Below are 17955 nucleotides of genomic sequence, written 5' to 3'. Positions count from 1 at the left end.
GTTTAGTATTCATCATTTCCAACAAAAAATGCCCGGAAGGTAATTGCGCCATACTGGCCTTTTGTGAGCTCAATGGCCTCGCGGATGGTATATTCCGTTTTTAACTCCCCGAGCGACGACAGGAACTCTTCTGTTCCCTGCTGGCAGGCTCCGGTGATTGCTCGATACATTGTGACCAACTCATCAGTAGGGATAACATCATCAAGCCCTATCCCCCGGTATTGTCTGACACCACGGTCTTTTGCGCGCTTAAATTGCAGATCTCGAATACCGTCTCGTATGTTGCGGCAATGGGCGTAATATACGCCATCTGTTATGACATTACGGCCAGGGATTTTCCCGACATAGAAGTCATAGTTCCGAAACCTCTTTTTCGCCTTCACATGAGTGAGTATCCTGTCTGCAAAGATGTATTTCCCCGGGATATAATCTCCTTCGATAAGACGAGAAATTATCTGATCCGAAGTGTCTAATCCATTAATGAACCCCCCTACGGTCAGGCTCTCTGGCAACTCCGTGATGGATGTTCTCATGAAGTCAAGCGTTCCACCTACGGTCAGATTATCTGGCAGCTTCGTAATCCCTGTACCGGTAAGGTAGAGATCATCACCCACGGTCAGATTATCCGGCAGTTCTGTAATCCCTGTTCTTCTGAGGTCGAGCGAGCCGCCTACAATCAGGCTATTTGGTAACTTTGTGATCCCTGTTCCTTTGAGGTCAATCGAACCACCAACGGCCAGGTCCTCTGGCAACTCCGTGATTGGTATGTCTCTTAGATCAAGAAATCCACCTACTGTCAAGCCATTTGGCAATTCTGTGATTTTTGTCTCACTAAGGTCGAGAAATCCGCCAACAGTCAGGTTTTCTGGCAGCTCCGTAATCCCAGTTCCTCTAAGATCAAGGTTGCCCTGCACGACGTTCTTTTCATCCAGGCCATCTAACGAATAGAAGGTCTGCTTCACCCTGTTCTTCCGAAGCTGGTCAAACTCCTCGCTGTACTCCTTTGACAGATTAAATTTTACAACACTCACTTCACGTTCCCTCATTCTTTTACGTATCAGGTTCTAGTATTTCTTTAACCTTACGAAGCTGCTCGATCGTATACGGATGGTTACAGCAACGGATCGTTATCAGCCACTTTTCTAGTTCGTGCAGCTCGATCCAATCATCTGCCTCCTTTTTACTTGTAAACAGAAATCCCTTTTCACCGAACTCACAGTCTTCTAAGAAGACATGTGTGCGGCGGTCTGCCGATAAAATAACATCCGACTCGTAAAATCGGCACCCTCTGTCATCTGTGATGTATTTACGCCCGACCTTTACCACTTTTCTTACGAAAAGTATCGGCTCTGCGTTATATCCCTTTTTCATATATAAGATGTAAGCCATCTGGCCCGGTTTAAAATCTTTTAGTGTCATACTGCTTCCTACCCTCTCTTTGAATCATTAACAAATTGTCCTGCTTCCTCCTCGCTCGTAAACCAGTCAACATATACATCGCGCCTTTTTGTGCTTGTAAATGTACTTACTGGCATAGTTTCTGCATGCACCTTGCTTGTGATATGTGATACCACATGGCCTCGGTCATCGATGGATGTAGTAACCCCCCAAAAGGTTTTCTGATCTGGAATATCGTTTCCTTTCGTTTCCTCAACAGTGTCGTACCTGATCGTCTCTTCTGCCTTTATGGATGCCTGTACATCGGATGAAATCCCGATCAGCCGATCCGTTCCGCCATTCCCGCAGAACGCCGTCAGACAGTTTAGAGACGTGAATGCCGCAGCGAGCGCTTCCTCCCTGTTTCGTGCTTCTACCTCCACATACACATCAACAGTTGTTGTCCCCTGTACTTTAAATTTCATATCAAATTCCTCCTACTTATATTTGCAAATAACCATATGATCTTCTTTCCTCCTTCCTTCGGTATCTGCATCTACCAGTAGAGTGAGTATTTCCAGACATAACAAAAGGCCGGTGATAGACCGGCCTAAAAGGGATCATATTTGATTTCCAAGATGGTAAAGATTCCCTGCTGATAAGTATGACACGAGCCAGACGGATCAAACCCTTCCTTATTCTTTCCCCAAAAACACCTTGGGAAATATACCTTCGTTAAAGTATTGAACCGTTTTAAATTGGGCTCCAGGAACTCCATGAGCTCTGGTGTCGTGCTGATATATAACCATCTGCACACTGAAAGCATCTGTGCAATTTCCTTGTCAGTGATCCCTTTGCCCCACTCATTGAAAAAGCCAAGTGACATGTTTGATATCACGATTTTGTCGGATAAGTCCAGATCCACATTCCAGAAAAAGTCTTCAATGTAGTTACCCTTGTCACGGATTTTCATTCACTGAGCAGGATCTCACCTGGCAGGATGTAGCCAAGCCCCACATCATAGTAACTGTCATGTGTCATCATAAACTTGTGCTTTTCATCCTTTGGGATGAACGCCCCAAGGAAATGCCTGACATCCGCCTCCGTCGCGCCGCTGCCGAGCATTCGCCCAAGCGTGACACTCAGAGCTGCCTTGATGTTCCCCACGGTCACCGCTTTCTTCTCCCCTATGATACAGTGTAAGGGAAACGGATAGGCGGTTGTACGGAACTCCACGATCCGGTCGTCCAGGAAGAGCAGGTCCGCAAGGCTCTTGATCCGCCGAGCTTCCAGCTTTTTCATGCCGGCCATGTATCCCGGCAGGATGTAGCCGTCATCGATTTCGATGAACTCCTCGTCATTCTCGGCAAGTGCGTCCATCTCAGCATCGTTCGCGCGGCGTGCTCCCATGATCTCACTGACATCCCCTTCATCGCCGATCAAGAGGATCCTGTCTATCGTTTCTGCCAAAGCGTTCATGAGATCATCGCTTTCCTTAGCCATGATGCAGTGGGCCTGCGGGATGACTGTTGTCCCGTATTCCACCAGGACTTCACCGTCTTCGAGGATATCTTCCAGTCGCAATCCTCGGTCCTCTATAACCATCTCTACAAGGTCACACGCTGCATCTTCGTTGATGAAGGTTTCGCTGAAGTACAACGCCTTCGTAGCCTCTTCCAGCAGTTCCTGGGATGGATTTTCATACCCCGCTTCACCCAGCTTAAATGCCGCTTCCTGGACACACATGGACAAGCTCGTGTTCTCCACTCCAGGTGCCAACGGACCTCCTGCAGAAGATCCCTTACTTGGGCCAGTACCTCTGGGCTTGCATCCTCCTCAAAGGCGTTCAGCCTCTCGATCGTGTTTGCTATGTTGATTAACCTAGTTTTTCCTCCTCATTTATTTATTGATCCATAATCCCTAGTAATTATTACCTCCTCTCTTCAGGCCTATGGTATCTGCTGATAGAGTGTCGATTTCAAGGTATAACAAAAAGCTGCCCATCCGGACAGCCTTTGTCTTTTTACTTATTTTGAGATGTTGTTTTTCCTCCTGGAGGGCCGGTGATGCCGAACTGCGATTATGTGAATACAGAAAAGCTGAGTCACTGGTTTGCGTTCTAGTCACTAATACCTATTCATGTATTGACCATGTCTATCTTCCAACCACAAATACAATCATTAATCTTTTTTATGCCCCCATATATCCTTGATCAACTTAATATCAATCAGTACAAGTGTTATAATAGTTAAGAGTGCAAATAAAATATTATATATCTGAACAAGGTAAGGCATAACAATATTCAGTATTTCATTCATTGATGTTCTCCGCTTATATTAGGTGTTATCGAATTATGTATGCAATTCCACTTAAGTTTACAGGAATGGCATAGATATTCCAATCGCCCACAGAAGTGTGAGCGTATAGCTGTAAAGTACCGTTGGCATAAGCATATACATCTTTTCCTCCAGGCTGGATAGAACTTCCTCTGCTAGACTCCTGCCAATCGTAGGAGAAATTCATACCAGATACAATAGTATACGGCTCATGGCGAGTAATAGTACCAGTATTACCATTTCCGGAAGTTGTATAACTTAATCTCAGTGATATAACCCCTCCAGCTCCAAATGCATGGCTATCTATAAATGCATCACCATTGGTTGCACGTGTTACCGCGGGAGGTGTTGACGGGATTTCTTTAAAAGCTTCCCTAACATAGGCATCTGCTTCTTCCTGTGTGGAAAACTCCATAGGAACAATTCCTTCCGGAATATCCGAAGGATTTATTTCTGTTTTAGTTACTCCTTCCGGCAATGCATTTTCATCATTTGCAAATACCGTTACTCCCATCTGCAGCACCATGATCATTATTAGGATCAGGCTTCCTATTCTTTTTTTCATAGTCTTACCTCCTCTCATTGCAAATACTTTTTCTTTTTGCTATATATTACTATGTTAAAGTTATCAAACCATTTTTGCGCAAATTGTTAAATATTGACATACAGATACATCGGAACCACCTCCTCCATGATTTTATACTTCCTGTGTTTTATACTTCTATTTTTAATCAAATAGTCTGAAAAATAAATCAATAATCTGTTGCAAAAAGCAATTAATTTTTGCTCTTTTTGTAAAAGACATATAATAATTTACTTGGGGTGCCTCAATAACACTCAATAAAATAATACATCAATAAAATAATACTATTGATAAATCTTTCAATAATTATTACAATACTAATGGCGGCTATGGAGGTGGATAGCTTTATGGAATTAGGCGCGGCATTAAAGAAGTATAGGAACGACTGCGGCTTGACGCAGGACGAAGCTGCTGACAAGCTTGGTGTAACCCGCCAGGCTATTTCAAGTTGGGAACGAGGTATTACTGTACCTGATATAGAAATGATCGGGAAGATTTCCCGACTGTATAATGTTAAGCTTGAGAAACTGCTGAATGAAGAAGACTCTGCCGACCAACCACAAAAAGAGATTTCTGTTGAAAACAAATATCCTGTCGAAAGAAAATATATAGGATATTTTATTGTTGTAGCATTTCTTGCCATTGCATGTATATTTCCGATTTTTGGCATTGCTGCATGTTCGTTTGCTTTTTACTTATGTCTTAAATTTAAGATGGGCAAGTCAGCTATATTGATCATTTTCTTTATTATAGCCCTCATATTTAGTGTATGGAACACTTGGAATTTTATTAACGTAAATTTTATTCAGAATGGTTCAGCCACCATTGATATGGTGGCTGAGCTAAAGAAATGTATTTTGTTCATTTAAAGTATATCAGCGTTTAATGTAGTTCCAGATATAGTCGCTCGAACTCCGGTATAGGATGCAGCTACTCCTGTATGATAATTGAAGGAATAAGTAGCCATTTTACTGCTATTCAGTGTAAGCTTAGGGCTGCTTATATACCCAAGCCTTATAGTATGGAAAGGACTGCTCACACTTACAAACGAGTTGTTTGAAACCTTAACATTGAAACCGGCAATCCAGCATCCTGTCAGGTCATACTTTACACGATATGTACCATTCGCGACTCTTGACATACTTGGTATTTCCGTAATAGTCACATGTGCTTCCTGTCCGTCTTCTGTGATCACATCGAACTCCTGTGTTCCTCCCACTTCCATATCATATGAAACATCCCCTTTTCCCTGATGCGTTGTCGTGTCTGCTGCGTTCACCGGCAGATAGATCGTGCCACACATCAATATACACAAAACTCCGAATGTGGCAATTCCTTTTTTTATATTTTTCAACATTATCTTCACCTCTCTACTTAGAACAATTAATATGTAGATACGTATCTTACTGTTTGTATTGTACTCTTCTACCGCTTTTTGAAAAAGCAATGACCTTTTGCATTTGTAAATGAAATGTTGCGTTTACTTCTCTAAAGCATTTTATTTTGTACATTCTCACATGCAAATGATACTCAACCATTGCTTTTTTCTATCTTTATAGCCCATACTTTTCATTAGTGTAAGCGGCAATGGCCTGTTGCATTATGCAATTATTGATTGCTTTCTGCAAAATCCATTGACCCCCTTCGAATTGTTTGATAATTTAGATTTACAAATCAAGTAATGATTTTATAAATAAAAATTATAAATTGGAGGGGATACCGTTGTATTATGTGTTTGCATAATAAAAAACTAACAGAAAGGAGAACTTATGAATATATGAATAAAAAAAGGATTTCATTTATTCTTCTGGTTTTGCCTTTATTATTTGTTCCTATTAAATGGTTTTCTCACATAAATGTTAGTCCTGACTCATATGGGTTGACTGACGCAAATGGCATAGACGTTCTTTTAGACAGAGGCTTGAGGATAGGTCTAATCTGGCTACTTGTTATAATAATACAGATTTTATCCTTAAAATGTAACACAATAATCTATCCAATTATTTCAAAGCTATTATTGTGTAGTGTATTAGCATTATATCCATTTACATATTTCGAAAACTTTGATTTGGTATACAGGTATTTTACTACATTTTATTCTATAGGTTTTTATTTTTCTATTGTATCTATATTATCAAGTATAATTATAGATATAATCAACAAAATTACGACACTAAATGTGAAGAGGAATTAGAATGAAAAAGATAAGAAAGATATTATCTTCAACATTATGTTTTGCATTTCTACTCAGCATATTAAATGCATCTTTTGTATTTGCTGAAACTCCAGATGAAAAGGCAATCCTTTCACAGACGGAGCAGAGTGCAATAGCAAATAATTCAACATATATTGAAACTTCTTATCAATCTTTATTGGATGAAGCTATTGACAATGAAGCTCCGATATATGATCAGCAAGTGCTTGAAGCGGCAGGCACTGACGATACTATGCAGGTTAGTACCTATAAAATTCAAGACGAGGTAATAGCAATAGATACTGAGTCGAATTCAAAATTGCACGCTTTATCATATGCAAGTGTAATTAGTCCATTTAGAGCCGGAGGACACAAATATGAAGAAGGTTCTGATGGAGCTTATGCAGTGAAAGCATATTCTACATTATATTATACTACCAAAGATCATAGTGGAGTTACCATGTATTGCTTAACCCAAGTTACAGGAGGCTACACTAAAATTGTAGGAGTTTCTGTTGTTTCGCAAACAGTTGCCTATGGAATGTCTGGAATAGGTGTGAATGTCCCGGTTAACTTAAATGGTACGAAATATCCCTCTGGAACAACCTTTTCGTATTATACAGGTTTTAATTCATATGTGACCACCGCTGCTGCATCATATATTGGGTGCGGTTACACTTTAAACATTCGTCGAGGAACAGGAACATATACATTTACTTTGAATAATGACCTGTAATATTTAATGGTTATAAACCTTATGAATAGTATAATAGCTGAATAGATCAATTAATAATAGGTAAGAAATAAGAAGAAAGAAGGTGCCACTCATTGTTGAGGATACACCTTCTTTCTTTTTTTTTGCTTCGATTGATTTTTTTATTACTCCAAAACAAACTGGACAAGCGCCCAATCGCCAGGCAACTTTTTTATTTCATCGATATCTTTTGGTAAAAGACGTGCGGTCTTTTCCCAAGTATTGTAGAACTAGGAACTGATCTGGTACTCTCCGGCCAAGAACTGTGATACACAGCGGATATGCTCCATTGGGAGTTCGTAACCGACTTCAGAGCTATTTGAATACAGTACCCGGATAACAGTCTTACCTGTATAAAAATTGCAGGCTAATTAAAATTACTTTTTAACAACAATTTTTTTATTTCTGCATACGTGTCAGGCATTACTTCCGACAGAATACCCGTTGCTGATATATGAAATATTGTGCCGTCCTCATATTTTACCGCTAGCTCCATACCCTGCGCATCATCCATTACTTCGGAAGAACTGCTGTTTTCCCATGAAAATACTCCAAGCTCATCCATCTTATCTATAAGGAGTTCTCCATCGGGGTAGGGCTCCGCTTCCGCCTGGCCCAGGTCCGAGAAAAGAAAACAATTAGATGCCCGGTATCTTTCCTCCGAAACCAGATCATAGTATACGCACTCAGTAGTGGTATTCATATTTTCATAAAAAGCGATCGCCGTCACGTCATCCGTGAAATGCTCAGTCTGCTCCTGCGCCGTGTCAGAAAATATATCGGTCACATCGTCCGTCTCCGTATTGCTGTATTCTTCGAGCAGCAGTTTTACATTTAATGACTCTACGTTATCTTCCGTTATCTCAAAGTCCTCGATAAATTGTCGCAGGTCCACATCACCATAATCCACTTCCGAAATTCCTGTTATGCGTATCATCTCATCGACAGTTAAAAGGTCTTTTGGGTCTGCGTTTCCTCTATTCTGAAAGCTTCCACTCTTTTCTTCTGTCATGCCACTGCATCCAGCCGCAAGAAGAGCGATCGCCATCGTTAGCAAGATTATTCTTTTTACCTTTCTCATACACATCGCTCCCTTTCTTTGCTGGATCAATAACTGCCTGGCAGGGATTTGATCCCCGAAACACTACGTGTCATGCCACTATGCGGAATCCAGGCAAACTTCTTTATGTCCCTCCGACCAGATCAGTTTCTCCTGTTAATAAATCGTAATCTTTCCGTCGGCGGATATCCCACATTCGGCCTCATCCGTAAATATATCCTCCCTGAGTTTGTCCTCATAGTTATATGTATTGAGCTTCTCCCACCGTGCCACATCAGTGAGCCTCAGACAGAACTGTGCGGCCACGCCCTGGCACTGGCTTTCCATCCAGTTCGCACAGTCCTCTGTAAAATCCTGGAACTGCTCATTGGTACATACAGTATCGGAGATAAAGATGTACGTGACTGCCGAGACTTTTTGGAGCACATTTTCCTTCGTCACACTTTGCCTATCTGTACCCTGCCCAGAATTTCTGATATCACTGAAGACCTTTACTCCACTATCTGGGAAGGATTGAGTGGTATATTCATTTACCCTACTCTCATACAGTGGTTTTGCTCCTATCTTTCCGTAATCATCTTCGTAATGATACTCTCCGTCCTCGTATTTCCGGTACACAGTTACGACAGCCGCTGGTGTTCCCGACGTAGGATATGCCTCCAGATGTTCCCCTTCCAGAGCTCCCGCTTCCGCATAAGACAGATAGCGGAATTCTTCCTGATATTTGTTCTCCAGATACGTGAGGCAGTCCTCAATAGATGAGATCGCATTTTTTTGCGTGTCCGTGAGCCTGCCATACTCTGTCGGGAGCCCCATTGCTACCAGCAGTTCCTCCTGCCTTTGTGTTAACTGGACAGGCTCCTCTACGGCGTCTCTTTCTACTCTGCATCCCACGGCGGATAATATACTGGCTAATAGGAGAAATATAATAACTACTTTTCTCAAGCCGGATAGTCCACGTTTACTCATACTATTTTTCCTCCCTGTATTTAGGACACTTCTCATGCCCGAACAGGACAGGTTTGGGTTTCCGCTCCTTAGTATATATTCCGCAATGCAGCGCATCTCCCTTTATTTGGTACATACACCCATTGCAGGGTTGTTTTCCAGTCTTTACCTTTGTGCCAGAATTATATGCCATGGCATCGATTGCCCATTTCTCTGCCAGCGTGAGCTGACGATTTCCATCCCTATCTGCCATCCTATACTCCTTCTTTTTTGCGTATAAACTTCGGGAGAGGCTCCTGCGAAATCTGCATAGGCGGACGAGCGTCCACGACAGCCCCGTTTGGGTCCCCTCCCTTGTCCAGATACAGCCTGTACCGGATGACCTGCCAGATGTCCTGAGCGATCAGCATGTCTTCTGTCTGCCGCCCGTATCTTGGCACGAGCATCTGCATGGCTTTTTCAAATTTTTCTTTGGAGGCATCCCTCCGTTTTATATAAGCAGAAAACTTATTATCATTGTCCGGGTCCTCCTTGTCATAGACATAGCCATTACAGGACACTTCTGTAGCATAGTCGAACCACTGATTAAGCCGCAGCCGGAAGTATTCCTCCAAAATGACTTTCACAAGCTCCGCATGTTCCTGGTCAAGCTCCAATGCAAATGAGTCCTCTTCATCTAGTTCTGGCAGCTGGTGTCTTAAATAAAAAGCTAAGGCAGCCGCACTGACCATTTCATCCGTGCTGGTCGGAGCTGACTCTCCCCATGCTGTACGCATAGCCTGATCAAATTCATTCAAAGCCTGCTTTTGAATGTGTTTATCAGTGGAACGCCCTACATCATTCACGAACGCGTTCCATTTGTTGATCCGTAGATCTCCGTATTCACCCGCTGCATTGCGCACGATAGCGGTTTGGTTTTTTGTCATTGTCAATTCGTACATCATGCCAAATCTCCTTTTCTGGTTTCTGTCGCAGTCGTCTTATCCGGTGTGTCCTCGAAATCCAGCGCAGAAATCTTTTCGATCTGTTTTCTCAGCGATGCAATCTTCTTTTCTTTAAGGACTTTTGCCCTCTCCATGGCCTCCTCTTTTGTCCGGTGCCACTCCCGGCCCTCGCCTCGATATGACTCGTCCCAGATATGGCCGTACACGGTCTTACCGTCCTCAGATACGCGGACGACCTCCATCTCATATATGCCTTTTGAGAGGGCCAGCTTCGAGATCCATACCTTTTTCCCCAGAAGGTCCTCATTGACGCCGCCCAAAACTTTGGTCAGGGTCTCCTTTGCTTCCGGGTCCATATCCTCATCATAATACTGAGACAAAAACCTCTTGTCTTCCTCAGTGATGTGGATCTCGCAGTCCCGATACGCAAGCGCTCTCTCACATCGCTTCTTAAGCCGGCCTGCCTGAGCAGGGGCACCCTCGTCCTGCTCACAGATAGCTATGACATTTTCCAAATCTCGTTTTGAAAACATAATACTCCTTCATTTTACTTATATGATAATCGATATATTATTATTTTTGCACTATTTGACAAAACCGATATGCAGCCTCTAAACATGTATCCCGGAAAAGCGTTGCCAGCTCTGCCTGATCGGAGGTAGCATACCAGGCATCCCAGATATTTCTTAACTGCTCTGATATCTTTCCAGATATCCTGGCACCCTCAACCATTTCCATTTGTTCGATGAGTTGTGCATCATTCATTTTCTGTAGATATAAAGGCCCTCTTGCAACCATATAGTATTCCTCCTTACTTTTAGTTCCTTATGATCTCTGGAAGGTTTCCAGACACTGGAAAAACTCGTATGGGCTCATATAAAATAGATTTAGGTCATAATAAAACACGCAATTCCCCAGAGTAGCGTCGCACTGAAGGATCAAAGTGTCAATGTCATCCCCGGACACCCCCAGTTCTTTGTCAGTGCCAAAAGCCTCACAGATCCGCCGCTTCCTTTCATCATCATCGTCCACGACCAATTCCCAGAACTGGCCTTCCTCATAAGTGTTCTGGAGAAAACCACACTTCCTCAATAGCTTTTCTTTTGCTTCCACACCATTTCCTCCTGTTATGGATTACAGTTCTTGCAGGGCTCATACCCCTGAGCGATCAGTTCATCTCTCGTCCCGGTGAATTCTCCCTTATTGCTCTCACTCATCTGGCTCACGCTGGAGCAGTCCGGGCGATGGAATTTCATTGTATTCGTGTTCAGGATATATGTACTCTCGCTTGCCTGCTGCGTGTCCTCAGAGCCCCCTGTTCCGATGGTCCCTGTCTGTGACTTCGCGCCGGCCCCGCTGGTATCCCCAGTAAGCTGGCTGTTTCCGGTGGCGTAGTCGATCGTGATCCCGGGCTGCACGTTATAGCAGAAGACATTGAACAGGATACCAGCCCCGTCGTCCTCCACTGATTTCGCTTCCATCTGGACTCCGCTGGCCACCAGATCGTCTCCATTGAATATTGGTGTTACCCTGTAAAGGACATGGTTCCCTGTCTCCTGGATATAGTCAGCCACCAAATTCTCAAAAGGTAGCATCCCCTCCACATTCAGATACCTGGTCCCGGTGATCAGGTTCTTCTCATTGGCGTTCTCTGCTGTGAGCTGATATCCGATCAGATGGCAGCGGTTGTACAGATAGCCACCGTCGATCCCGTCATACTCTACAGACTGCCAGCCGGATGGCTTTACGTCGCTGATATTGCCCCTGTCTTCCGAAGGCATCAGATCCTGCCCGATATTGGCGTAGGCCACGCCGCACCTGCCCAAAGAGTCCAAGTCACTGTAGGTCTCAAAGGAGTCGGTCGCCATGTCCTCCTCCGAGAAATCCGGCTGATTATCATTAATGATTACATACGGTTCTCCTGCATACGCAGGGATATCTGTAAGCGATATAGACGTACTTTGATCTACCGAGTCTGGAGTGGCTGCCTGCGAAGTATCTGTCTGGTCCTGCGTTAGTAGCTCCGGCTCTGTTGTGACAGTATCCTGAGTACAGCCGGAAAAGGACATGACTCCGGACAGGATTAAGGCCAATAACATTGATTTAAACTTATTCATGCTTATACACCTCCATCGTGATCTTCTCATGGGATGACCCTGGAAACTCTTCCCAGCTTTCAAGGAACCAATACTTGTTTTCCAGGTCTATGTCTAAAAAGACATCACCCGGATATATTCGGTTCCACCAGAAGACAATTACCTTACTGATCTGATCCGCACATGGGACTTTCCCCTCCTCAATGATGCAGAAGTCATTTTCTCGTGCCTTATCTAAAAATCTGTCCGATACAATGACATGGACATTCGTTTGTACATCCTCGAACAGTTCATATGTATAAGGAGACATCCGGAGAGTTCCGTTCCCCGCCAGCTCCAGGATCTTATGTGTTACCTGGCTGTCCCGGCTCTGCCGTCTGTGGTTGAACATCATCCCTTTTCTGTCGTCAAGCATAAAAATAGCGATCAATATACTTCCCTTCTCTCTGCCAACAGTAATTTTGCCTTCATTTTATCATTTTTATTATCAGAGTACCAGAGCTTACAAAATTCAGCAAAGTCTTCATCTGATAGATCGTCCGTGTCCAAGCTTTCCTCATATCCCCTGCCATTCTTCAGTTTTCTATAAACCGGAACAAGCATTTTCTCACTCCATTAAGAGTCCAGCATAGGTAGCAATGTTGGCATTTTCCCTGTCGTATAAGCGTCTTCTATCTGGGGAGCCGTTAGTTCCCCTACGGTCTTTCCGTTTGGCAGCACAATATCGTAGAAGAACTCCCGCTCAATCGTACTGATACCACTGTCCACCGCTTCCAGTTTGGCTTTGATCACAAGGAAAAGAGAACGCCATCTGCTCCGGCAGGCCTGTTCCCAGGCGGCATAAGCCTGCTCCTTGCTTCTCTTCTGCTTCCTGCCAGGAGTAAGCTGAAATTCCGGACTGTTCTTTTCCGGAAGAGGCAGCACAAACCGGATCTGCCTGTCCGAAAGAGAAAAGCCTATTACTGCAAGGTTATCCCGATATCCAGAAACAAACTGTGATGCACCAGCTTTCAGTATTAGTTCCTCAATGTCGGCTTTTGTCTTTGCAATACTGATGGAAGTATTTACTGCATATGCCATGGATTACTCCTCCTTTCCTGCTTTGTGTTCTTCGCTACAATCCTCCTACAGGCGGTCCTCAGTATAATCTATGTTTTTGTCAAAATATGATCCAATCCTTACCATATCTTCCATACATTCCCAGAGCGGCATGGGTTCCTGCCTTCCAATCTGGCACACCCATTCTCCATCGACCATATAGACGATACCACGCTGTATTTCGTCACATTCGGCCGGTCCTACATATTCGAGGATATCATATTCCCAGATTTCCTCTTCCTTAAAATTAGAAAATTCAGTGTATCTGCAGAGTGTCTCCGGTAAAATCTCATGTTTCGTGATTACTGTAGAGCTATAGTATTTTTGAATATAGTAATGTGATTTCCCGTTAGGCTCCATTTCTCGGAGGAAATCCCCGGTCACCCACTGACCGGTAGCTGTACTTATTCCTTTGAATTTTACCTTAGTGCAGTTCGTATTTTCCATATATCCTCACCCCCCTGCTTAGTCGAGTTCCCATTGCATCATACGCTTTCTCATATCCCCGTCTGCTCTGTTTCGTGTATATGTCACGTCAAACGTCATTTTAATCCGACTCTCTCAACAATGTGCGTAGCCAATCTAATTCCAACGGAAATGATCACTAATAAAAAATCGCCTCATCATCCTTGGATAGATACCCAACTTCAACGGGCAGCACTCCAGGACTCCCTGGCTTATACAGGACAACTCTTTTCCGCGCTTGATCCCAGTCCGTGTATACTCCCTGTTTCTTCAGTTCATCCCTTAATTTATTTCGCCTTATCACTTTTTCATGGCTCATATTGGTCTCCTTCCTTAAATGTCAGTTTATCCCGCCGTTTTCGATAATCTCAATCCCCTCCCTGTCGAGGAGGGGCATTGCTTGCTCAAGTCATGTTAATTGTCTGCCTTGGTGAATATTCTTCTCTCCAGCTTTCTTTTTGAGTAAGCTCCTCCTCTGTCTTATAGCATTTGTTGATCGATGGATTTTCTCTGAAAGTTGTGTATCAGTAATATCGTGGGCAAATACAAGCGCATCCTCTGTTTCCGTCCAATGTCTGCGGCCATCCTTTATTTCCCTACCTGCTTTTTTTAGGCTCCAACGTCTTAATTGGATCGCACGGATCGATCTTTGGATCTGATCCGACAATACAGCATCCGGGACTGTATGAGCGGCAATCATATCGTCTTCCTCTGAAGTCCATAGCCGGTTATTTGCATAACAAACTGTTTCACATGCCATCTTTTTCTTTTTGAGCATCCATCTCCTTCTCTGAATTGCCTGTACTGATCTATGGAGACGTTCGGACAGGACAGTATCCGAGGATATATGAGCCATGACCATATCGTCCTCCTCCGGAGTCCATCTCCTGCCTTCATATAGATAAGAAGTCTTATTATAATACCTTTTTCGCTGTTTCTTGCGGGTTTCCCTATATTTTTGAAGATCACGATAATTATCCTTTCTCATCGTAACTATCACCTCCTTTACAGGTAGTATGTAGAAAACCAGAAAAAGGGTGATTTTTTGCACAACAAAAAAGAGACCCGAAAGCCTCTTCATTGTCCTGGGGGCGCAGTCACACCTGTAAAAGTCTGATAGCATTATCCTGACAGTTCCTAATCTCACCACTCCTCCTTCACTATATGATAATCCATCCCTGAATTCAGCTTCATGACCATGATCCGGTAATCGACATTCCCTCCCATGCGCTTTTGGAGCGAGTCAAAGCTTTTTGCAATCGCACGCGGAGCTTCCAGCCAATCAGGGCATTCCTGGCCATCCCTGGACATGATCTTGATCCTTGCCTTACTGGTATCTTCACCGTATTCCGTATCAAGGCAATAGGCGTCCAGGATCTGGTAACGGCCTTCTTTTAGATCCGACAGCATACTTTGTAAGCTCCTCTTCTCCCGGCAATATATACGTGTAATCGAGATTGCCGTGACAAATATAAGCACCGTGAGCAAGAACGGTAAAGGGGGAGTCACGAATAGGAGCATTCCGGAAAAGGCTACTGTTACCGCAAGTACCAGTAGCATCATAACCTTATAATGCTGCATCAGTGCCTCATAGTATTCTTTCATTTCTCCTTCCATAATACGCCCCTCTCCTGGTGATGGATCACGCCATCCGTCCATCCGGATCAGTGATCTGGATATCTGTTTTCTCTTTCTCATATTCTTCTCCCATCCCGTATACTTCCATTAACTCTGATAATATTTTCTCCGTATCTTTTGTCCGGAAAGCGGAATTCTCTCCCACTACAACAAACAGGATTTCATTCGGGGATATAGTTTCCGCCTTCACGATCATGAAGCCTGCCTTTTCCTCATCGCCATAGGTATAAGTTAGTGTCTTGAAAACAATACCGTCCTCCCGCGTGATCTCGGATGCCCTGATGTTCTTATATTCCTCGTTCCCTTCATAGATCACCTGGTTTAGATCCATATACTTATTGACCAGATCATCTACGTACAGCGGCGTCCCGGACCTGTTATCATATAAGCTGATATCCAGCGTGATCCCGTCTGCCTCCCCGGAAAGATGCCCCTGCCCGTCCTGGGTTTCCATACCTGGGAGGACGGCCACTTTCTCCTCTGATACGCCAGAAATGATCCTTGCACTTGACAGGTACTCATAGCTGCCATCCTTTTTGTTATCTTGCTCCGGTAGGTCAACAAGGACCGCACTGCGGTCGATCTGCTTATATCCTTCCGTGTCATCGTGCAGGAACTCTCCGATCACGATAGAACCGTAAGAGTTGTCGATGAATACATATCGCTTGGTATGGTCCCAGTCCAGACTGTACTGGTATACATGTCGTTCCTTCCCGTTAATGATCTCAGTTTCCTGGCGGTCCCACGCTGGCTCATATCCGTCTCTTAAGTCTGCCGCCTTTTGTTCTTTGATAAATGTTTCACGATCCTCTATCAGGTCCTGCCCGTAATAAAGCGTGATCCGACTCTCCCCGTCCAGGCTGTCCAGAGTCAGTGTCCCGGAGCCGTTGTCGGTCCTGGTTTTCCCCTCTTTCCAGAGCGACTCGTCATATGACAACTTAAGGGTTCCATCATTGTAATTGTAATCATAGTCCGGCTGCTTCAGGCAGCTCGTCAGCGTGAGAGCGGAAAGTGCTGCCAACAGCGCGATCATCATTTTCTTTTTTTTCATTCGTCAATTCTCCCCTACAAAATGCTATGAAAATAGGAATAGTACACGCCCGCGCATATTACGCTGACCACCAATGCCACGCTAATGACGCAGACAATGAACGCCCTGGCAAATGGGACTCTGAATGGATACTGCCCTTTCCCTGCGGACCAGTAGACAAGGAAAACGATGCCGCCTACCGGGATCATGGACAAAAGGATCGTGATGATCCACTGCTTCATAGGGATCATACCATCCGCCTCAGATCCGCCAGACGCCTGTAGTTTCTTTTCTGTTTTATCTGAGATACTTCTGGCTTCAGGCGCTGGCATATCTGGCACAGTTGCAAGCTCCATATGATCTGAGGCATAACTTTCCGGTATCACGCAAGGCACTGCTGTATCAGGAACCGTGGAAACCACTGAGTGGCTTGCGACCGATGCTGCATCTATCCCGCCTTTAGTAGTGTTATTATCCTCCTGATCGTCCGTATCATGGATAACGCCAGCCAGGGCCAGGGCAGAAGAGCCCTCTTGCTCCTGACATTCATTTTCAGATAACCCTTCATCAGGATCCTCCTTTACTTCTCCCCTCTCCCGGGTCCGGCCCGGTGACCTCACCAGATCTTCGCTCACCGTGTGATCATCCGTACTTCGGGAAACGGGATTAGTCTTTTTAGCGGTCTCAACCGATGACTCCGTCCCTATCTCATTTCCTTCCGCCATGTATTCCTGTAGATTTTCAGACAATTCTTCTTCCAAAGCCAGAACATTCACATTTGCTTGCATCTTGGTGGGTGTGTTTTGCCAGAACTTGTCCCCTTCTTGCTCGTTATGGCTGTCATTGGCTGATCCTGCTAACATCGGGTTATCAACAGGCTGTCCTGTGGGGGCGGACAGGGCCCCGGCAGTCCTCGCCATGGTCTGGAACCTGTCAGACGCTTTTTTTTCCTGCCTCCCTATACATGACAGGGTGAATAAGAACAGAGACATGCAGGATACGCCCACGGCTATCCATCCCTTTGAGACCTGGAAATACCTGCAGGTCAGCAAACTAAAACAAATCCTGTAAACCAGGATAACAGCTATGGACAGACATGGGATCAACATGTCCGCTCCTGGCACAAAAAAGAAAGTGATCACCCCGACAATGCCCGCACATAAGGGTACCAGATATGACCAGGTCTCCCAGACGATCCCGCAGACAGAGAACATATTATAGATAGGGATAAGGCCTTTCCAGGTTTTTCCCTGGTGCTCTCTCATGATCCGATAACAGCCGGCAGCAGCGAGTCCGTATGTCACGGCTAATATCGGTATGATCACGGACATATTTATTAAGATGAAAAAAACAGTATAAGGTGAACTGTGTAATGGTTCATAGATATATGGATGCAATTTGATCCCTCCTCCGCGTTCTTTTCTAATAATTA

The 17955-nt window shown here is 44.3% G+C and carries 26 protein-coding genes; 3 read left to right on the top strand and 23 right to left on the bottom strand.

What is annotated here, in order from left to right:
- Positions 1-2: 2 nt before the first annotated feature.
- The 5 genes from Q5911_RS09230 to Q5911_RS09210 form a co-directional block, all read right to left on the bottom strand.
- Positions 3-1031, bottom strand: a complete 1029-nt coding sequence (locus Q5911_RS09230; RefSeq protein WP_303182480.1) for a leucine-rich repeat domain-containing protein — start codon at positions 1029-1031, stop codon at positions 3-5.
- A 19-nt stretch (positions 1032-1050) separates the two neighbouring features.
- Positions 1051-1419: a hypothetical protein gene (locus Q5911_RS09225; RefSeq protein WP_303182479.1), complete on the bottom strand. Its 369-nt coding sequence runs from the start codon at positions 1417-1419 to the stop codon at positions 1051-1053.
- 8 nt (positions 1420-1427) lie between these two features.
- On the bottom strand, positions 1428-1862 hold the full coding sequence (locus Q5911_RS09220; protein ID WP_303182478.1) for a hypothetical protein: 435 nt from the start codon (positions 1860-1862) through the stop codon (positions 1428-1430).
- Between the two features lie 484 nt (positions 1863-2346).
- Complete coding sequence (locus Q5911_RS09215) at positions 2347-3156, bottom strand: hypothetical protein (RefSeq protein ID WP_303182477.1); 810 nt, start codon at positions 3154-3156, stop codon at positions 2347-2349.
- 564 nt (positions 3157-3720) lie between these two features.
- Positions 3721-4278, bottom strand: coding sequence for a hypothetical protein (locus tag Q5911_RS09210; RefSeq protein WP_303182476.1), 558 nt, complete (start codon positions 4276-4278; stop codon positions 3721-3723).
- Positions 4279-4643: 365 nt separating this feature from the next.
- On the opposite strand from Q5911_RS09210, the gene Q5911_RS09205 reads away from it, so the two are divergent.
- On the top strand, positions 4644-5165 hold the full coding sequence (locus Q5911_RS09205) for a helix-turn-helix transcriptional regulator (protein WP_303182475.1): 522 nt from the start codon (positions 4644-4646) through the stop codon (positions 5163-5165).
- Here the strand turns inward: Q5911_RS09205 and Q5911_RS09200 are convergent.
- On the bottom strand, positions 5162-5653 hold the full coding sequence (locus Q5911_RS09200) for a DUF5626 family protein (RefSeq protein WP_303182474.1): 492 nt from the start codon (positions 5651-5653) through the stop codon (positions 5162-5164). The genes Q5911_RS09205 and Q5911_RS09200 overlap by 4 nt on opposite strands.
- Before the next feature lie 838 nt (positions 5654-6491).
- On the opposite strand from Q5911_RS09200, the gene Q5911_RS09195 reads away from it, so the two are divergent.
- A complete protein-coding gene (locus Q5911_RS09195; RefSeq protein WP_303182473.1) occupies positions 6492-7226 on the top strand; it encodes a hypothetical protein in 735 nt (244 codons plus the stop codon).
- A 385-nt stretch (positions 7227-7611) separates the two neighbouring features.
- On the opposite strand, the gene Q5911_RS09190 is transcribed toward Q5911_RS09195, so the two are convergent.
- The 17 genes from Q5911_RS09190 to Q5911_RS09110 all read right to left on the bottom strand — a co-directional run bounded on the left by Q5911_RS09190 (position 7612) and on the right by Q5911_RS09110 (position 17575).
- Entirely contained in the window at positions 7612-8325 is a 714-nt protein-coding gene (locus Q5911_RS09190; protein ID WP_303182472.1) for a hypothetical protein, read from the bottom strand.
- A 135-nt stretch (positions 8326-8460) separates the two neighbouring features.
- Positions 8461-9273 (bottom strand): hypothetical protein, encoded by an 813-nt coding sequence (locus Q5911_RS09185; protein ID WP_303182471.1) that lies wholly within the window; start codon positions 9271-9273, stop codon positions 8461-8463.
- A 1-nt stretch (position 9274) separates the two neighbouring features.
- Positions 9275-9505: a hypothetical protein gene (locus tag Q5911_RS09180; protein WP_303182470.1), complete on the bottom strand. Its 231-nt coding sequence runs from the start codon at positions 9503-9505 to the stop codon at positions 9275-9277.
- Position 9506: 1 nt separating this feature from the next.
- Positions 9507-10196, bottom strand: coding sequence for a hypothetical protein (locus tag Q5911_RS09175; RefSeq protein ID WP_303182469.1), 690 nt, complete (start codon positions 10194-10196; stop codon positions 9507-9509).
- The gene (locus Q5911_RS09170; protein ID WP_303182468.1) at positions 10193-10729 is read right to left on the bottom strand and encodes a hypothetical protein; all 537 of its coding nucleotides are present in this window, start codon (positions 10727-10729) and stop codon (positions 10193-10195) included. The genes Q5911_RS09175 and Q5911_RS09170 overlap by 4 nt, the downstream gene beginning before the upstream one ends.
- Before the next feature lie 40 nt (positions 10730-10769).
- On the bottom strand, positions 10770-10994 hold the full coding sequence (locus Q5911_RS09165) for a hypothetical protein (protein ID WP_303182467.1): 225 nt from the start codon (positions 10992-10994) through the stop codon (positions 10770-10772).
- 27 nt (positions 10995-11021) lie between these two features.
- Entirely contained in the window at positions 11022-11309 is a 288-nt protein-coding gene (locus Q5911_RS09160) for a hypothetical protein (RefSeq protein WP_303182466.1), read from the bottom strand.
- A 14-nt stretch (positions 11310-11323) separates the two neighbouring features.
- Entirely contained in the window at positions 11324-12313 is a 990-nt protein-coding gene (locus tag Q5911_RS09155; RefSeq protein ID WP_303182465.1) for a DNA/RNA non-specific endonuclease, read from the bottom strand.
- On the bottom strand, positions 12306-12722 hold the full coding sequence (locus tag Q5911_RS09150; RefSeq protein WP_303182464.1) for a ribonuclease Z: 417 nt from the start codon (positions 12720-12722) through the stop codon (positions 12306-12308). Before Q5911_RS09150 ends, Q5911_RS09155 begins: the two co-directional genes overlap by 8 nt.
- Positions 12719-12895 (bottom strand): hypothetical protein, encoded by a 177-nt coding sequence (locus Q5911_RS09145; protein WP_303182463.1) that lies wholly within the window; start codon positions 12893-12895, stop codon positions 12719-12721. Before Q5911_RS09145 ends, Q5911_RS09150 begins: the two co-directional genes overlap by 4 nt.
- A gap of 12 nt (positions 12896-12907) precedes the next feature.
- A complete protein-coding gene (locus tag Q5911_RS09140; RefSeq protein ID WP_303182462.1) occupies positions 12908-13372 on the bottom strand; it encodes a hypothetical protein in 465 nt (154 codons plus the stop codon).
- Between the two features lie 45 nt (positions 13373-13417).
- Positions 13418-13837: a hypothetical protein gene (locus tag Q5911_RS09135; RefSeq protein WP_303182461.1), complete on the bottom strand. Its 420-nt coding sequence runs from the start codon at positions 13835-13837 to the stop codon at positions 13418-13420.
- 157 nt (positions 13838-13994) lie between these two features.
- A complete protein-coding gene (locus Q5911_RS09130; RefSeq protein ID WP_303182460.1) occupies positions 13995-14174 on the bottom strand; it encodes a hypothetical protein in 180 nt (59 codons plus the stop codon).
- A 90-nt stretch (positions 14175-14264) separates the two neighbouring features.
- Positions 14265-15002 carry a hypothetical protein gene (locus Q5911_RS09125; RefSeq protein ID WP_303182459.1) on the bottom strand — a complete coding sequence of 246 codons (738 nt, stop codon included), beginning with the start codon at positions 15000-15002 and terminating at the stop codon, positions 14265-14267.
- Entirely contained in the window at positions 14999-15472 is a 474-nt protein-coding gene (locus Q5911_RS09120) for a hypothetical protein (protein WP_303182458.1), read from the bottom strand. The genes Q5911_RS09125 and Q5911_RS09120 overlap by 4 nt, the downstream gene beginning before the upstream one ends.
- A gap of 25 nt (positions 15473-15497) precedes the next feature.
- Positions 15498-16544: a hypothetical protein gene (locus tag Q5911_RS09115; protein ID WP_303182457.1), complete on the bottom strand. Its 1047-nt coding sequence runs from the start codon at positions 16542-16544 to the stop codon at positions 15498-15500.
- Positions 16545-16558: 14 nt separating this feature from the next.
- Positions 16559-17575: a hypothetical protein gene (locus tag Q5911_RS09110; protein WP_303182456.1), complete on the bottom strand. Its 1017-nt coding sequence runs from the start codon at positions 17573-17575 to the stop codon at positions 16559-16561.
- A 34-nt stretch (positions 17576-17609) separates the two neighbouring features.
- On the opposite strand from Q5911_RS09110, the gene Q5911_RS09105 reads away from it, so the two are divergent.
- Positions 17610-17744: a hypothetical protein gene (locus tag Q5911_RS09105; protein WP_303182455.1), complete on the top strand. Its 135-nt coding sequence runs from the start codon at positions 17610-17612 to the stop codon at positions 17742-17744.
- Positions 17745-17955 lie beyond the last annotated feature (211 nt).

The organism is Lachnoclostridium phocaeense (genome assembly GCF_959599685.1).
GTDB classification, from domain to species: Bacteria; Bacillota; Clostridia; order Lachnospirales; family Lachnospiraceae; genus Claveliimonas; species Claveliimonas monacensis.
Note: the sequence above shows the minus strand (reverse complement) of the source record. Positions and strands in the feature narration are given on the sequence as shown.

What these genes read in the sequence shown, in the direction of transcription:
- Q5911_RS09190 (WP_303182472.1), bottom strand. Translation starts at nt 8,325, where the DNA reads ATGAGAAAGGTAAAAAGAATAATCTTGCTAACGATGGCGATCGCTCTT.
- Q5911_RS09155 (WP_303182465.1), bottom strand. Translation starts at nt 12,313, where the DNA reads ATGAATAAGTTTAAATCAATGTTATTGGCCTTAATCCTGTCCGGAGTC.
- Q5911_RS09115 (WP_303182457.1), bottom strand. Translation starts at nt 16,544, where the DNA reads ATGAAAAAAAAGAAAATGATGATCGCGCTGTTGGCAGCACTTTCCGCT.
- Q5911_RS09130 (WP_303182460.1), bottom strand. Translation starts at nt 14,174, where the DNA reads ATGAGCCATGAAAAAGTGATAAGGCGAAATAAATTAAGGGATGAACTG.
- Q5911_RS09120 (WP_303182458.1), bottom strand. Translation starts at nt 15,472, where the DNA reads ATGGAAGGAGAAATGAAAGAATACTATGAGGCACTGATGCAGCATTAT.
- Q5911_RS09105 (WP_303182455.1), top strand. Translation starts at nt 17,610, where the DNA reads ATGGACAGACATGGGATCAACATGTCCGCTCCTGGCACAAAAAAGAAA.
- Q5911_RS09135 (WP_303182461.1), bottom strand. Translation starts at nt 13,837, where the DNA reads ATGGAAAATACGAACTGCACTAAGGTAAAATTCAAAGGAATAAGTACA.
- Q5911_RS09225 (WP_303182479.1), bottom strand. Translation starts at nt 1,419, where the DNA reads ATGACACTAAAAGATTTTAAACCGGGCCAGATGGCTTACATCTTATAT.
- Q5911_RS09145 (WP_303182463.1), bottom strand. Translation starts at nt 12,895, where the DNA reads ATGCTTGTTCCGGTTTATAGAAAACTGAAGAATGGCAGGGGATATGAG.
- Q5911_RS09220 (WP_303182478.1), bottom strand. Translation starts at nt 1,862, where the DNA reads ATGAAATTTAAAGTACAGGGGACAACAACTGTTGATGTGTATGTGGAG.
- Q5911_RS09210 (WP_303182476.1), bottom strand. Translation starts at nt 4,278, where the DNA reads ATGAAAAAAAGAATAGGAAGCCTGATCCTAATAATGATCATGGTGCTG.
- Q5911_RS09200 (WP_303182474.1), bottom strand. Translation starts at nt 5,653, where the DNA reads ATGTTGAAAAATATAAAAAAAGGAATTGCCACATTCGGAGTTTTGTGT.
- Q5911_RS09165 (WP_303182467.1), bottom strand. Translation starts at nt 10,994, where the DNA reads ATGGTTGCAAGAGGGCCTTTATATCTACAGAAAATGAATGATGCACAA.
- Q5911_RS09175 (WP_303182469.1), bottom strand. Translation starts at nt 10,196, where the DNA reads ATGATGTACGAATTGACAATGACAAAAAACCAAACCGCTATCGTGCGC.
- Q5911_RS09170 (WP_303182468.1), bottom strand. Translation starts at nt 10,729, where the DNA reads ATGTTTTCAAAACGAGATTTGGAAAATGTCATAGCTATCTGTGAGCAG.
- Q5911_RS09185 (WP_303182471.1), bottom strand. Translation starts at nt 9,273, where the DNA reads ATGAGTAAACGTGGACTATCCGGCTTGAGAAAAGTAGTTATTATATTT.
- Q5911_RS09195 (WP_303182473.1), top strand. Translation starts at nt 6,492, where the DNA reads ATGAAAAAGATAAGAAAGATATTATCTTCAACATTATGTTTTGCATTT.
- Q5911_RS09140 (WP_303182462.1), bottom strand. Translation starts at nt 13,372, where the DNA reads ATGGCATATGCAGTAAATACTTCCATCAGTATTGCAAAGACAAAAGCC.
- Q5911_RS09180 (WP_303182470.1), bottom strand. Translation starts at nt 9,505, where the DNA reads ATGGCAGATAGGGATGGAAATCGTCAGCTCACGCTGGCAGAGAAATGG.
- Q5911_RS09205 (WP_303182475.1), top strand. Translation starts at nt 4,644, where the DNA reads ATGGAATTAGGCGCGGCATTAAAGAAGTATAGGAACGACTGCGGCTTG.